General features: G+C 69.8%; 11 protein-coding genes and 1 pseudogene. 10 read left to right on the top strand and 2 right to left on the bottom strand.

What is annotated here, in order from left to right; all coding sequences use genetic code 11:
* Positions 1-55: 55 nt before the first annotated feature.
* Genes dnaN through STVA_RS02980 form a run of 6 tightly spaced genes read left to right on the top strand, consistent with a single transcriptional unit; the run spans position 56 to position 6764 of the window.
* Positions 56-1174 carry a DNA polymerase III subunit beta gene (dnaN, locus tag STVA_RS03000; protein ID WP_123694337.1) on the top strand — a complete coding sequence of 373 codons (1119 nt, stop codon included), beginning with the start codon at positions 56-58 and terminating at the stop codon, positions 1172-1174.
* The gene (gene recF / locus STVA_RS02995) at positions 1171-2400 is read left to right on the top strand and encodes a DNA replication/repair protein RecF (protein WP_338069559.1); all 1230 of its coding nucleotides are present in this window, start codon (positions 1171-1173) and stop codon (positions 2398-2400) included. The genes dnaN and recF overlap by 4 nt, the downstream gene beginning before the upstream one ends.
* 14 nt (positions 2401-2414) lie before the next feature.
* Complete coding sequence (gyrB, locus tag STVA_RS02990; protein WP_123694339.1) at positions 2415-4862, top strand: DNA topoisomerase (ATP-hydrolyzing) subunit B; 2448 nt, start codon at positions 2415-2417, stop codon at positions 4860-4862.
* Between the two features lie 2 nt (positions 4863-4864).
* Entirely contained in the window at positions 4865-5620 is a 756-nt protein-coding gene (locus STVA_RS02985; protein ID WP_123694341.1) for a glycosyltransferase family 2 protein, read from the top strand.
* Entirely contained in the window at positions 5617-6222 is a 606-nt protein-coding gene (locus tag STVA_RS27505; RefSeq protein ID WP_170216671.1) for a hypothetical protein, read from the top strand. The genes STVA_RS02985 and STVA_RS27505 overlap by 4 nt, the downstream gene beginning before the upstream one ends.
* 11 nt (positions 6223-6233) lie before the next feature.
* Positions 6234-6764 (top strand): 2'-5' RNA ligase family protein, encoded by a 531-nt coding sequence (locus tag STVA_RS02980; protein ID WP_170216672.1) that lies wholly within the window; start codon positions 6234-6236, stop codon positions 6762-6764.
* On the opposite strand, the gene STVA_RS02975 is transcribed toward STVA_RS02980, so the two are convergent.
* A complete protein-coding gene (locus STVA_RS02975) occupies positions 6751-7542 on the bottom strand; it encodes an enoyl-CoA hydratase/isomerase family protein (RefSeq protein WP_123694345.1) in 792 nt (263 codons plus the stop codon). The genes STVA_RS02980 and STVA_RS02975 overlap by 14 nt on opposite strands.
* A 229-nt stretch (positions 7543-7771) precedes the next feature.
* Between STVA_RS02975 and STVA_RS02970 the strand changes: the two genes are divergently transcribed.
* The 3 genes and pseudogenes from STVA_RS02970 to STVA_RS02960 form a co-directional block, all read left to right on the top strand.
* Positions 7772-9586, top strand: coding sequence for a ribonucleoside-diphosphate reductase subunit alpha (locus STVA_RS02970; protein WP_197735775.1), 1815 nt, complete (start codon positions 7772-7774; stop codon positions 9584-9586).
* A gap of 26 nt (positions 9587-9612) precedes the next feature.
* The gene (gene dut, locus STVA_RS02965) at positions 9613-10089 is read left to right on the top strand and encodes a dUTP diphosphatase (protein WP_123694349.1); all 477 of its coding nucleotides are present in this window, start codon (positions 9613-9615) and stop codon (positions 10087-10089) included.
* Positions 10090-10123: 34 nt separating this feature from the next.
* Positions 10124-11149, top strand: a pseudogene (locus STVA_RS02960) (ribonucleotide-diphosphate reductase subunit beta); the annotation flags it as partial.
* Positions 11150-11177: 28 nt separating this feature from the next.
* On the opposite strand, the gene STVA_RS02955 reads toward STVA_RS02960, so the two are convergent.
* Complete coding sequence (locus STVA_RS02955) at positions 11178-11717, bottom strand: hypothetical protein (protein ID WP_142235624.1); 540 nt, start codon at positions 11715-11717, stop codon at positions 11178-11180.
* A 417-nt stretch (positions 11718-12134) separates the two neighbouring features.
* Between STVA_RS02955 and STVA_RS02945 the strand changes: the two genes are divergently transcribed.
* A complete protein-coding gene (locus STVA_RS02945) occupies positions 12135-13328 on the top strand; it encodes a M20 aminoacylase family protein (RefSeq protein WP_123694355.1) in 1194 nt (397 codons plus the stop codon).
* The last annotated feature ends 16 nt before the right edge of the window (positions 13329-13344 follow it).

Here is a 13344-nt window from a genome sequence, read left to right as displayed (position 1 = left end):
CGCCATTGCCGAGTCAAGCGCACAGGACCATTTTCCCGAACGGACGACGCTGGCCATGAAGCTCACGATCGAACGCGCCGCCCTGCTTCGCGCGCTGGCCCATGTGCAGAGCGTGGTGGAGCGCCGCAACACCATCCCGATCCTGTCCAACCTGCTGATGCGGGCCGAGAACGGTGAGATCTCGCTGGCCGCCACCGACATGGACATCGAGATCGTCGAGACCGTGCCGGCCGAGGTCCTGCGCGCGGGCACGACCACCGTGCCCGCCCACACGCTCTACGACATCGTGCGCAAGCTGCGCGACGGCTCGCAGGTGCAGCTCGAGACCGACGGGCTGAAGGGCACGCTGACGCTGCGTTCCAGCCGCTCCACCTTCACGCTGGCGACCCTGCCGGCCGAGGATTTCCCGGCCCTTTCGGGCGGCGAGCTGCCCCACCGCTTCTCGGTCGCGGCCGATGCGCTGCGCCGGCTGGTCGACCGCTCGCGCTTTGCCATCTCGACCGAGGAAACCCGCTACTACCTGAACGGCATCTATCTGCATGCCGCCCAGTCGAGCGACCTGCCCGTGCTGCGTGCCGTCGCCACCGACGGCCATCGCCTGGCCCGGGTGGAGATGCCGCTGCCCGAGGGCGCGCAGGGCATGCCCGGCGTCATCGTGCCGCGCAAGACCGTGAACGAGCTGCGCAAGCTGATCGAGGAGGTCGGCGCGCCGGTCGGCATCGGCGTGTCGGAGGCGAAGATCCGCTTCTCGTTCGAGGGTGCCACCCTCACCTCCAAGCTGATCGACGGCAGCTTCCCGGAATATGAGCGCGTCATCCCGCAGCAGAACGACAAGGTGATGGACGTGCCGCGCCAGCCGTTCTTCGAGGCGGTCGACCGCGTGTCGACCATCACCTCGGACAAGGCGCGCGCGGTGAAGCTACACATCGCCCCCAAGGGCCTGGTGCTGTCGGCGACCAGCGCCGACACCGGCACCGCCCAGGAGGAGGTCGAGGTCACCTACTCCGCCGCCCCCATCGAGATCGGCTTCAACGCCCGCTATCTGCTCGACATCCTGCAGCAGATCGAGGGCGACGACGCCCGCTTCGCCATGGCCGATGCCGGTTCCCCCACCCTCGTCCAGGACAGCCAGGACGCCTCGGCGCTCTATGTCCTGATGCCGATGCGGGTGTGATCGCCGTCCCCGCGTCGAGCGTCGCCCAGGTTGGCGTCACCCGGTTTGCGGCGGACGGAACCGCGGGAGACGGGACCGAGCGAGATCGGGCCAGCATCGCCGGGACCGCCGCGGTCGCGGTAACCCGGCTCGACCTGACCGATTTCCGCTGCTACCGGCAGGCACGGATCGACCTGGACGGCCGGCCAGTCGCCCTGGCCGGACCCAACGGCGCCGGCAAGACCAACCTGCTGGAGGCGGTGTCCTTCCTGGCGCCCGGCCGCGGCCTGCGCCGGTCGAAGCTGAGCGAGGTCGATCGCATCGGCGGCGGCCCGTGGGGCATGGCCGCCACGATCCAGACCGAGGCCGGCCCCGTCGCCGTCGGCACCGGCCGCGACCCGGAGGGCGAGGGCCGCGAGCGGCGCGTGCTGCGCATCGACGGCACCCCACAGCGCGGCCAGGCCAGCCTGACGGGCATCGCCGGGGTCGTCTGGCTGACGCCGCAGATGGACCGGCTGTTCCTGGAAAGTGCCGGCGGCAGGCGCCGGTTCGTCGACCGGCTGGTCTTCGGCTTCGATCCCGAGCATGCCGGCCGGGTCGCGGCCTACGAGCATGCGCTGCGCGAGCGCGGCCGCCTGCTGCGCGAGCGCGCCGGCGACCGCACCTGGTTCGCGGGCATCGAGGAGCAACTGGCGAGCCAGGGTGTGGCGATCGCGGTCGCCCGCCGCGACCTGGCGACGGCCATCGACCATGCCGCCGCCGAAGGAGTCGGCCCCTTCCCGCGCCCGCGCCTGGCGATGACCGGCCAGATCGAAGAGTGGCTGGAAGAGATGCCGGCGCTGGCCGCCGAGGACCGCATGCGCCAGGCGCTGGCCGCCGGGCGGCGTAGCGACGGCGACAGCGGCGGGGCCGCGGTCGGCCCCCATCGCAGCGACCTGGCGGTGCGCCACGCGCTGAAGGACATGCCGGCCGAGCATTGCTCGACCGGCGAACAGAAGGCGCTGCTGCTGGCCATCGTGCTGGCCGACGTGCGCCTGCAGACGGCCGCCCGTGGCGTGCCGCCGATTCTGCTGCTGGATGAGGTTGCCGCCCACCTGGATGGCGAGCGGCGTACCCATCTCTATGACGAGATCCTGGCGCTTGGCGTCCAGGCATGGCTCACCGGCACCGATGCGGACCTGTTCGGCCCGCTGGCCGAGGCCGCACAGCATTTCCGCGTGGTCGACGCGATCGTGACGCCGCGCTGAACGGAGAATTACCGATGTCCCAGCCCGACCCTGCCACCCCGCCGCAGGACAATGCCTACGACGCCAGCTCGATCCAGGTCCTGAAAGGGCTGGAGGCGGTGCGCAAGCGGCCGGGCATGTATATCGGCGACACCGATGACGGCTCGGGCCTGCACCACATGGTCTACGAGGTGGTCGACAACGCCATCGACGAGGCCTTGGCCGGCCATGCCGACCGGGTGACGGTGACGCTGAACGGCGACGGCTCGGTGACGGTCACCGACAATGGCCGCGGCATTCCCGTCGACATGCATATCGAGGAAGGCGTGTCGGCGGCCGAGGTCATCATGACCCAGCTCCATGCCGGCGGTAAGTTCAACCAGAATTCCTACAAGGTGTCGGGCGGGCTGCACGGCGTCGGCGTGTCGGTCGTGAACGCGCTGTCCGAGCAGCTCGACCTGCGCATCTTCCGCGGCGGCAAGGAGCATTTCATGCGCTTCCGCCACGGCGACCGGGTGGAGCCGCTGGCCGTCGTCGGCCCGACCGACAAGCGCGGCACCGAGGTCACCTTCCTCGCCTCCAAGCTCACCTTCACCAAGACCGAGTTCGACTTCGCGACGCTGGAGCACCGGCTGCGCGAGCTGTCCTTCCTCAATTCCGGCGTGACCCTGGTCCTGACCGACGCGCGCGGCGTCGATGTCCGCACCGAGACCTTCCACTACGAGGGCGGAATCGCGGCCTTCGTCCAGTATCTCGACCGCTCGCGCAAGAGCGAGCACAAGGACCCCATCTTCATTCGCGGCGAGCGCGACGGCGTCATGGTCGAGGTGGCCCTGCAGTGGAACGACGGGTTCCACGAGACCATGCTGTGCTTCACCAACAACATCCCGCAGCGCGACGGCGGCACCCACCTGGCCGGCTTCCGCGCGGCCCTGACGCGCACGGTCAACGCCTATGCCGCCGAGAGCGGCCTGGCCAAGAGCGAGAAGCTGCAGCTCACCGGCGAGGACATGCGGGAAAACCTGACCTGCGTGCTGTCGATCAAGGTGCCGGACCCGAAATTCTCGTCCCAGACCAAGGACAAGCTGGTCTCGTCGGAGGTCCGCCCGGCGGTCGAGGCCGTCGCCGCCGACCGCCTGCGGCAATGGTTCGAGGAGCACCCGGACGGCGCCAAGGTCATCATCAAGAAGATGTACCTGGCGGCCCAGGCGCGCGAGGCCGCGCGCAAGATCCGCGAGACCATCCGCAACCCCAAGGGCCTGGGCCTGGGCAGCCTGCCCGGCAAGCTGGCCGACTGCCAGGAGAAGGACCCGTCCCTGTCCGAGCTGTTCCTCGTCGAGGGCGATTCGGCCGGCGGGTCGGCCAAGCAGGGCCGCGACCGGCGCTTCCAGGCGATCCTGCCGCTGCGCGGCAAGATCCTGAACGTGGAGCGCGTGCGCTTCGACAAGATGCTGAGTTCGCAGGAAATCACCACCCTGATCACGGCGCTGGGCACCGGCATCGGCGACGACGATCCCAAGATGGGCGGCTTCGACCTGTCGAAGGTGCGCTACCACAAGATCATCATCATGACGGACGCCGACGTCGACGGCAGCCACATCCGCACCCTGCTGCTGACCTTCTTCTTCCGCCAGATGCGCCCGCTGATCGAGGCGGGGTATGTCTATATCGCCCAGCCGCCGCTGTACCGCGCCAAGCGCGGCAACTCGGCCGTCTACCTGAAGGACGATCGCGCGCTCGACGAGTACCTGGTGACGGCCGGGCTCGACGATGCCGTGTTCGACCAGCATGACGGCGCAAGGCGGACCGGCCCCGACCTGCGGGCGCTGGTGGACGAGGGGCGCCAGGCCCGGGCGATGATGCTGTCGCTGGCCCGGCGCGTCGCCCACCTGCCGACGATCGAGCAGGCGGCCATCGCCGGCGTGCTGACGCCCGAATACATGGCCGACCCGGCGCGGATGGCCGAGGCCGCGAACATCATCGCCACCCGCCTGAACGGCCTGGCGTCCGACCTGGAGCGCACCTGGATGGGCCAGGTGCAGGAGGGTGCGATCGCCGTCCAGCGCGTCGTGCGCGGCGTGGCCGAGCGCTACATCGTGGAGGCCGCTCTCGTCGGCTCGGGCGAGGCGCGACGCCTTTCGGCCATGTCGGCCGACCTGGCCGCCAGCTACGCCGGCGCCGGCACGCTGCGCATCAAGGATCGCAGCTACCCCGTGACCGGGCCGCTGTCGCTGGTCGACGGCGTGATGGCCGAGGGCCGCCGCGGCGTCACCACCCAGCGCTACAAGGGGCTGGGCGAGATGAACCCCGACCAGTTGTGGGAGACCACGCTGGACCAGAACGCCCGCGCCCTCCTTCAGGTGAAGGTGAGCGACGAGGCCGATGCCAAGAGCGTGTTCGAGACCCTGATGGGCGACGAGGTGGAGCCGCGCCGCGACTTCATCCAGGAGAATGCCCTGAAGGTCGCCAACCTCGACGTCTAGCCATGGCCGATACCGGATTGACCGCCATCCTGACGGTCTGGAAACGGGAATCCCTTGCCCGGCAGTTGCAGGCCCTGGCCGGGCAGACCAGGCGCCCGGACGCCATCTGGATCTATCACTGCGGCACGCACCTGGACGTCTCGGCCATCGTGCGGTCGATCGACTGGGCCGACGTGAACTACTTCCGGGCCGAGCATGACCTGGGGTATTTCGGCCGCTTCGCCCTGGCGACGATGGCGAGCACGGCACTGACCACGATCATCGACGACGACATGATGCCCGGGCGGCGCTGGCTGGAATATGCGCTGGCCAAGCAGGCGCACCACAAGGCCGTCATATCGGGTCAGGGATGCCTGCTGCCGGTGCGTTCGAACGACATCCGCGCCGGCCTCTATCCCGCGCTCAAGGGCCGCGCGGCCAAGGACACGCGCGTCGATTTCGGCTGCTGCTCGTGGCTGTTCCGGACGGAACTGGCGCACCACATGTGGTCGATCCCGCCGCTGCATCTGCGCAACGCCGAGGACATGCATTTCGGCGCCGCCTGTGCGCGCCTGGGCATCGCCACCGTCGTTCCCCAGCAGACGGCCAACGAGACCAGCGCCGACATCGAGCCGGATTGGACCTTCGACGAGCACGCATCGTTCCGCAACGAGGCCCGCTACGCGCTCGAGCGCAACGCGACGCTGGGCTATCTGCGCGCGCTGGGCTGGCGGCTGCGGTCCGATCCGGCCAACCCCAAGTCCAAGCAGCCCCGATGAGCGACGCCAGCGCTTCCGAGTTCGTCTACAATCCGTTCCCGGTCACGGCCCTGCTGCAGGGCGGTCAGGCCGACGCGGTAGCGGCCCAGATCGCCATGCTGCGGGCCCAGCAGCGGCGGCCCGTCGCCATCTGGGTGGTGCAGCCCGACCACGACCCGGCGGTCGTGGCCCTGGCCGACCCGGCCGGCCGGCCCCAGGTGCAGATCCTGCGCAGCGACCGGCCGCTCGCGTCGTGGGCGCCGCTGGTCTTCGCCTGGTTCCTGCCCACCCTCTATGGCATGTTCGTGGCGCCCGGGGCAGCGCTCGATCGACGGTTCCTGTATAGCGCCGGCAACTGCCTGCTGGGGCATCGTGCCTTGATCTGCGCCGGCGGCACGCGCCAGGGCGTGCCGGTGGAGCCGGGGGAGGAGCCGGCCGCGATCGACGCCGGCAGCGGCGCCTGGGTGTTCGAGACCTCATGGATTCGCCATGCGTGGCGCCGCCCGCCCGCCGGCCTGCCGGGCGATACCATGGCCAAGTTCGAGGCAGGCTTGCGGCAATCGGGCACGCCGATGCTGGTGCCGCCCCTGCTGCCGGGAGCCACCGCCCACCTGCTGGCCTAGCGATGGTGGCGATGCTGGCGGTGATCGGCCGCCCGGTCGTGCGCGGCCTAGCCGGCCGGCGGATCGAGCGCCTGCGCGCCCGGTTCGACCCCCGCGCCCGCATCGTCCCCACCCATGTCACCGTGGCTTTCCCCAAGGCGGGCGTGGCCATGGACGCCGGCCTCGCCCGCCTCCGCCAGGCCGCATCCGCCACGCCGGGGGCGATCCGCGGCACGCTGGGCCACGCGCATGCCCTGCGCACCCCGGGGCCGCGCGGCTGGTATGTCCTGATGCCGCTTGCGGCCGGCGGCCGGCGGCTCGCCCGGCTGCACCACCGCCTGTCGCGGCCGCCGCTCGACGGCAACCGGCGCGGCACCGCCCCCTATCACCCGCACGTCACCGTGGCAGCCGGCCTCGACGCCGCGGGCGCGCGCCGGGTGCGGCGGCTGGCCGCCGGGCTGGCGGGAACGCCCCTCACCATCGACGCGCTGTCGCTGGTCGCATGGGACGGGCGCCGGCTGGACGTGCGGGCGACCGTCCGCCTGGGGATCAGTTGCCGGTGAAGTTCGGCGGCCGCTTCTCGTGCCAGGCGCGCACGCCCTCGGCCGCGTCGGCCGACTGGATGCTCTGGGCATAGGCGGCATCGGCCGCCGCACGGTCGAGCGTGCCGCGGGCGATCGAGTTCAGCGTCCGCTTCATGCCGACGATGGCCCGGGGAGAGCCGACCGCGAGTTGCCCGACCAGTCCGTCGACGCGCGCCTCCAGCCCCTCGGCCGGGACGATCTCGTCGAGATAGCCGATATCGCGCATCGCCTGGGCATCCAGCGTCTCCCCCGCCAGGAAGAGGCGCTTGGCCGCACCCAGCCCCAGCCGCTCCACATAGCGGCGCTGGCCGGTCGTGTAGTATTGCAGGCCCAGGCGGGCTGCCGGCATGAACATGCGCGCGCCCTCGACGCCGATGCGGAAGTCGCAGGCGAGCGCCAGGTCGGTGCCGCCGCCGAACACGCCGCCGTTCAGCGCCACGATGGTGGGCAGCGTCAGGTCCTCCAGCCGGTCGACCACGTCGCCGAAGAGGGGCGGCGAATCGGCGCCGCCGACCGGCACCCGGCCGCGGGCCAGCGCGCCGATGTCGTAGCCGGCGCAGAAGGTGCGGCCGGTGCCCGTCAGCACCAGCACGCGCACCGCCGGATCGGCCGCGGCGGCCGAGAAATGGTCCATCAGGACCCGCAGGTCGTCCGGTTCGATGCGATTGTGCTGGGCCGGGCGATTCAGGCGGACGGTCGCCCGCGCGCCCTCGATGGTCAGGACCGGCGGGGTGGAGGGCTGGTCGGCGGCGGGCATGGCGGCTCCTGCGGCGGGGAACAGTGGCGGTATCATGGGCCGGACCGGGCCGGCAACGAAATCCGGTTATGTCAAGATATTGACAGGCGACCTTAAACTGAACCTAGATATGGGGCCGCGCTTCGCGTCGGGTTCATCAAGCCCCGCGTCGCGCCGTTGCCGGCACAGGCGGGGGAAGCCATATCGTACCCCTGGAAGCCAGCATTTCCGGGGGTTCTGGGGGAAGATCATGGACGGCGATTTCCGGGCACTGCGGGTTGGACGGGTGACGATCGACCCCACGCGGGATGCCCTGCTGACCGATTTCGGCAAGGCGACGCTGAACGACCGCTACCTGCTGCCCGGCGAGACCTACCAGTCGCTGTTCGCGCGCGTGGCCGACGCCTATGCCGACGACGGCGCCCACGCCCAGCGCATCTACGACTACATGAGCCGCCTGTGGTTCATGCCGGCGACGCCCGTGCTGTCGAACGGCGGCACCGGCCGCGGCCTGCCGATCTCGTGCTACCTGAACTCGGTCGGCGACAGCCTGGACGACATCGTCAACACCTGGAACGAGAATGTCTGGCTGTCGGCGCGCGGCGGCGGCATCGGCACCTATTGGGGCCGGGTGCGCGGCATCGGCGAGCCGGTCGGCCTGAACGGCAAGACGTCCGGCATCATCCCCTTCATCCGCGTCATGGATTCGCTGACGCTGGCGATCAGCCAGGGCTCGCTGCGGCGCGGCTCGGCCGCGGTCTATCTGGACGTCGACCATCCGGAGATCGAGGAGTTCATCGAGATCCGCAAGGCGTCCGGCGACTTCAACCGCAAGTCCCTCAACCTGCATCACGGCGTGCTGCTGACGGATGCCTTCATGGAGGCGGTGCGCGACGGCACGGACTTCCCGCTGAAGAGCCCGCGCACGGGCGAGGTGATGTCGCGGGTCGATGCGCGCGCCCTCTTCCAGCGCATCGTCGAGACGCGCATCGCGACGGGCGAGCCCTATGTCGTCTTCATCGACACGGTCAACCGCAACCTGCCGGCCCACCAGCGCGAGCTGGGGCTGAAGGTCACCACCTCCAACCTGTGCAGCGAGATCACGCTGGCGACCGGCCCCGACCATCTGGGCCAGGAGCGCACGGCCGTCTGCTGCCTGTCCTCGCTCAACTGCGAGACCTGGGAGGAGTGGCGCGGCGAGAAGCATTTCGTCGAGGACGTGATGCGCTTCCTCGACAACGTCCTGCAGGACTTCATCGACCGCGCGCCCGAGCCGATGGCGCGGGCCAAGTACAGCGCCATGCGCGAGCGCTCGGTCGGGCTGGGCGTCATGGGCTTCCACAGCTTCCTGCAAGGCATGGGCATCCCGCTGGAAAGCGCGCTCGCCAAGTCGTGGAACATGCGCATCTTCCGCCACATCAAGGAGCGCGCGGATGCGGCCAGCATGATGCTGGCGGTCGAGCGCGGCCCCTGCCTGGATGCGGCCGACACGGGCACCATGGAGCGCTTCTCGCACAAGATCGCGATCGCGCCGACCGCCTCCATCTCGATCATCTGCGGCGGCACGTCGGCCGGCATCGAGCCGATCCCGGCCAACCTCTATACCCACAAGACCCTGTCGGGCTCGTTCGCGGTGAAGAACATCCACCTCCAGCGCCTGCTGCGCGAGAAGGGCTGGGACCGCGAGGAGGTGTGGCAGTCGATCCTCGAGCATGAGGGCTCTGTCCAGCACCTGGAATGCCTGTCCGAGGACGAGCGCGCCTGCTTCCGCACCGCCTTCGAGATCGACCAGCGCTGGCTGCTGGAGTTCGCGGCCGACCGCACGCCCTATATCTGCCAGTCGACCTCGCTCAACCTCTTCCTGGCGGGCGACGCCGAGAAGTGGGACCTCTTGATGCTGCACTACCGCGCGTGGGAGATGGGGCTGAAGAGCCTCTACTACTGCCGCTCCAAGAGCGTGCAGCGGGCATCCTTCGCGGGCGGGGTGGAGGCCGACAACACCATCGACCGCCGCCGCCTGGTGGCCGAGGTGCGCGACTACGACGAATGCCTGGCCTGCCAGTAGCGCGGTCGTCGGCAGCGGGAACGGCCATGCGTTGCGAGATCCGCCTGCTGCGGCCGGCGATGCTGGAGCGCTTCGGCATGCCCGGCTACCAGACGCCGATGGCGGCCGGCATCGACCTCGTCGCCTGCCTCGACCTGCCGCTGGCGCTCCATCCGCAGGCGCCGGCCATCCTGGTGCCGACCGGCATCGCCATCCACATGGCCGATCCCGGCATGGCCGCGATGCTCTATCCGCGTTCGGGCCTTGCCCACAAGAAGGGGCTGGTGCTGGGCAACGGCGTCGCCGTCATCGACCCCGACTATCAGGGGGAGATCATGGTATCCGTGTGGAACCGCAACCCGACGTCGGGGATGGACGTCATCACCATCCAGCCCGGCGACCGCATCGCCCAGATGGTGTTCGTGCCGATCCTGCGGCCGGAACTGACCGTCGTCGCCGAATTCTCGGCCCCGTCCGATCGCGGCACCGGCGGCTTCGGCTCGACCGGCATCGCCCGCTCCTGAACTTCACGCCAGCCCAGCCCCGAAGGCCCCATGCCTCCTCTCCGCCCGCAAGCTCTACAAGCCCTTCGAATATCCGTGGGCGTACGAGTTCTGGAAGCGCCAGCAGCAGATCCACTGGATGCCGGAGGAGGTGCCGCTGGGCGAGGATTGCCGCGACTGGGCGCGCAAGCTGACGCCGCACGAGCGCAACCTGCTGACCCAGATCTTCCGCTTCTTCACCCAGGCCGATGTCGAGGTGCAGGACTGCTACCACGAGCGCTATGGCCGGGTGTTCAAGCCGACCGAAGTGAAGATGATGCTGACCTCGTTCTCCAACATGGAGACGATCCACATCGCGGCATACAGCCACCTGCTCGACACCATCGGCATGCCGGAGTCCGAGTACGGCGCCTTCATGCAGCACCGCGAGATGGCGGCCAAGCATGACTACATGCAGAATTTCGGCGTCGAGAACGATGCCGACATCGCCCGCACGCTGGCCATGTTCGGCGCCTTCACCGAGGGGCTGCAGCTCTTCGCCAGCTTCGCCATGCTGATGAACTTCCCGCGCTTCAACAAGATGAAGGGGATGGGCCAGATCGTCTCCTGGTCGGTGCGCGACGAGAGCCTGCATTGCGAGGGCATCGTGCGGCTGTTCCACGCCTTCGCGCGCGAGACCGGCTGCCTGACCCGCGCGGTGAAGGACGACATCGTCGATTGCTGCCGGACCGTGGTGCGGCTGGAGGACGACTTCATCGACCTGGCATTCGAGATGGGGCCGGTCGAGGGCATGAAGGCCGAGGACCTGAAGCGCTATATCCGCTACATCGCCGACTGGCGCCTGAAGCAGCTTGGCCTGCCCGCCGTCTACAAGGTCGACCAGCACCCCCTGCCCTGGCTGACCTCGATCCTGAACGGCGTCGAGCACGCCAACTTCTTCGAGACGCGCTCGACCGAATACTCCAAGGCCGCGACGCGCGGCGAGTGGGCCGAGACCTGGACCCGCTTCGACGCCCGCCAGAGCGCGCGCGAGAGCCTGTTCCCGCCGCGCGACGAGGACGGGCGGCAGGCGGCCGAGTAGCGGCCGCCCCGACCGGTCGCCGTTTCGCTCAGACGACGGCCTGCACGCTCCCATCCAGCGCCATGATGCCCGTCTCGACCGTCAAGGTCGGGTGGGCTGCCAGGACGGCCTGGCGGAACTGGCCCAGCAGCAGGGCGTGGCGGGCGGTCTCCAACTCCGGCGTCGCCACGGCTTCCGGCCCGAAGGCGATGCGCACGGCGCCGCAGTCGCGGTGCGACAGGGCCACGACGCGGTGGATGTTGTGGAGCTGGATGGTGGCGCCGAGATTGTCCCAGAAGGTCTTGCGCCAGTCGGCAAAGCTGTCGGCGATGACGGCCAGCGGTCCGCCGGCCATCACGAACTGGCTATAGCGCCCCTCGGCCAGACCGGCGGCCTGCATGTAGCGGTGGCTGGCAATGACGATGCGCGGGTCCATGCAATTGACCAGGAAGGCGTCGATCCGGCCATAATCGGCCGCCCGCGCCAGGCCCGGCGCTGCCGCCAGCATGCCCATGGCGAGGCCGCCCGCCAGAAACCGCCGTCGCGTCGGCTGGCAGCAGGCGCAGCCTGTTGGATGAATCCGTCCCATCTCGTCCCCCTCCCGACCTTATGTCCCAGCCATCATGGCGGAAATGGAGGGCGGACCGCCAGATGCCTCTTCAACCGGCGGGCGACAGGCGGCGGCCGGCGGCCAGGCCCGGGCGGACGCCCGCGCGTCGCGGATGGCGGTCGCACAGCCTGCGAACCCGTCCAGCCCGTGCAGGGTTACGGGCAGCAGATCGACGGCGGCGGCCGCCTGGCGGGCGCGGGCGCCGATCCCGGCCGTGACGCCGAGGGGGGCGGTGCGCAAATAGGCGACCGTGCCGATAGCCCCGACCGCGGCCCCGCCGACCCGAGCAAACCCAGGCCCCGGGCGCGGTGCGCGCGGCAGCCCGTGACCGCGGCGGCATGAGGGGGTAGCATCGGCCCACTCCCCTTCCGACCCCCTTCCAAGGGAATCCCAGCCATGAACATCGAACCGCGGATTGCCGCCTGGCACGAGGAATTGACCCGCATCCGGCGTGACATCCACGCCCATCCCGAGCTTGGCTTCGAGGAGGAACGCACCAGCGCCATCGTCGCCCGCGAGCTCAGGGAATATGGCTGCGAGGTCACGACCGGCATCGCCAAGACGGGCGTCGTCGGCACCATCCGCGTCGGCAACAGCCCGCGCGCGGTCGGGCTGCGGGCCGACATGGACTGCCTGCCGATGCAGGAGATGAACAGCTTCGCCCATGCCTCGAAGTTCAAGGGGCGGATGCATGGCTGCGGCCATGACGGCCACACCACCATGCTGCTGGGTGCCGCCAAGTACCTGGCCGAGACGCGCAACTTCCAGGGCACCGTCCACCTGATCTTCCAGCCGGCCGAGGAAGGCCAGGGCGGCGGCCGGGTGATGGTCGAGGAAGGGCTGTTCGAGAAGTTCCCGTGCGACGCCATCTTCGCCATGCACAACTGGCCGGTGCTGGAGGCGGGCAAGTTCCAGATCCGGCCCGGCCCGATGCTGGCCGGTGGCATGCGCTTCGACATCACGGTGAAGGGCCGCGGCACGCACGGCGCCAAGCCCGAGACCGGCATCGACCCGGTGATCACGGCGGCCCACATCGCGACCGCCGCCCAGAGCATCGTGTCGCGCACCATGAGCCCGCACGAGCCGGTCGTCCTCAGCGTGACGCAGATCCATGCGGGCGACGCCTACAACGTCATCCCCGAGACGGCCGTCCTGCGCGGCACCATCCGCTGCTTCAGCGAGCAGGCGCGCGAGCAGGTGCGCGCCACCTTCACCCGCATCGCCCACGAGATGGCCGGCGCCTTTGGCGCCGAGGCCATCGTCGACATCAAGGACGGCTACCCGCCGCTGGTGAACGACGAGAAGGAGGCAGGCTTCCTGGCCGACGTCGCGACCGAGATCGTGGGGGCCGAGAATGTCGAGCGCAACGGCCCGCGCATCATGGGGTCGGAGGATTTCTCCTACATGCTGCAGGCCGTGCCCGGCGCCTTCGTCATGCTGGGCCAGGGCGGCGGCACGTCAGGAAGCGGCCACACGTCCTGCGAAGTCCACAATCCCGGCTACGACTTCAACGACGACGTGCTGCCGCTGGGCGCCACGCTGTTCGCCCGCCTGGTCGAGAAGAAGCTGTCGACCGAAGCCGCCGCCTGACGCCGGAGGGCACAGC

Origin of the sequence: Stella humosa (assembly GCF_006738645.1) — a bacterium.
Lineage (GTDB): Bacteria > Pseudomonadota > Alphaproteobacteria > ATCC43930 > Allostellaceae > Allostella > Allostella humosa.
The sequence above is the reverse complement of the archived record's forward strand: the minus strand, read 5'-3'. Positions and strand labels throughout refer to the sequence as shown.

Coding starts and splice junctions, on each gene's coding strand:
- STVA_RS02945 (WP_123694355.1), top strand. CDS start 12,135: ATGAACATCGAACCGCGGATTGCCGCCTGGCACGAGGAATTGACCCGC.
- dut (WP_123694349.1), top strand. CDS start 9,613: ATGCGTTGCGAGATCCGCCTGCTGCGGCCGGCGATGCTGGAGCGCTTC.
- STVA_RS27505 (WP_170216671.1), top strand. CDS start 5,617: ATGAGCGACGCCAGCGCTTCCGAGTTCGTCTACAATCCGTTCCCGGTC.
- STVA_RS02955 (WP_142235624.1), bottom strand. CDS start 11,717: ATGGGACGGATTCATCCAACAGGCTGCGCCTGCTGCCAGCCGACGCGA.
- STVA_RS02970 (WP_197735775.1), top strand. CDS start 7,772: ATGGACGGCGATTTCCGGGCACTGCGGGTTGGACGGGTGACGATCGAC.
- dnaN (WP_123694337.1), top strand. CDS start 56: ATGAAGCTCACGATCGAACGCGCCGCCCTGCTTCGCGCGCTGGCCCAT.
- STVA_RS02985 (WP_123694341.1), top strand. CDS start 4,865: ATGGCCGATACCGGATTGACCGCCATCCTGACGGTCTGGAAACGGGAA.
- STVA_RS02980 (WP_170216672.1), top strand. CDS start 6,234: ATGCTGGCGGTGATCGGCCGCCCGGTCGTGCGCGGCCTAGCCGGCCGG.
- STVA_RS02975 (WP_123694345.1), bottom strand. CDS start 7,542: ATGCCCGCCGCCGACCAGCCCTCCACCCCGCCGGTCCTGACCATCGAG.
- gyrB (WP_123694339.1), top strand. CDS start 2,415: ATGTCCCAGCCCGACCCTGCCACCCCGCCGCAGGACAATGCCTACGAC.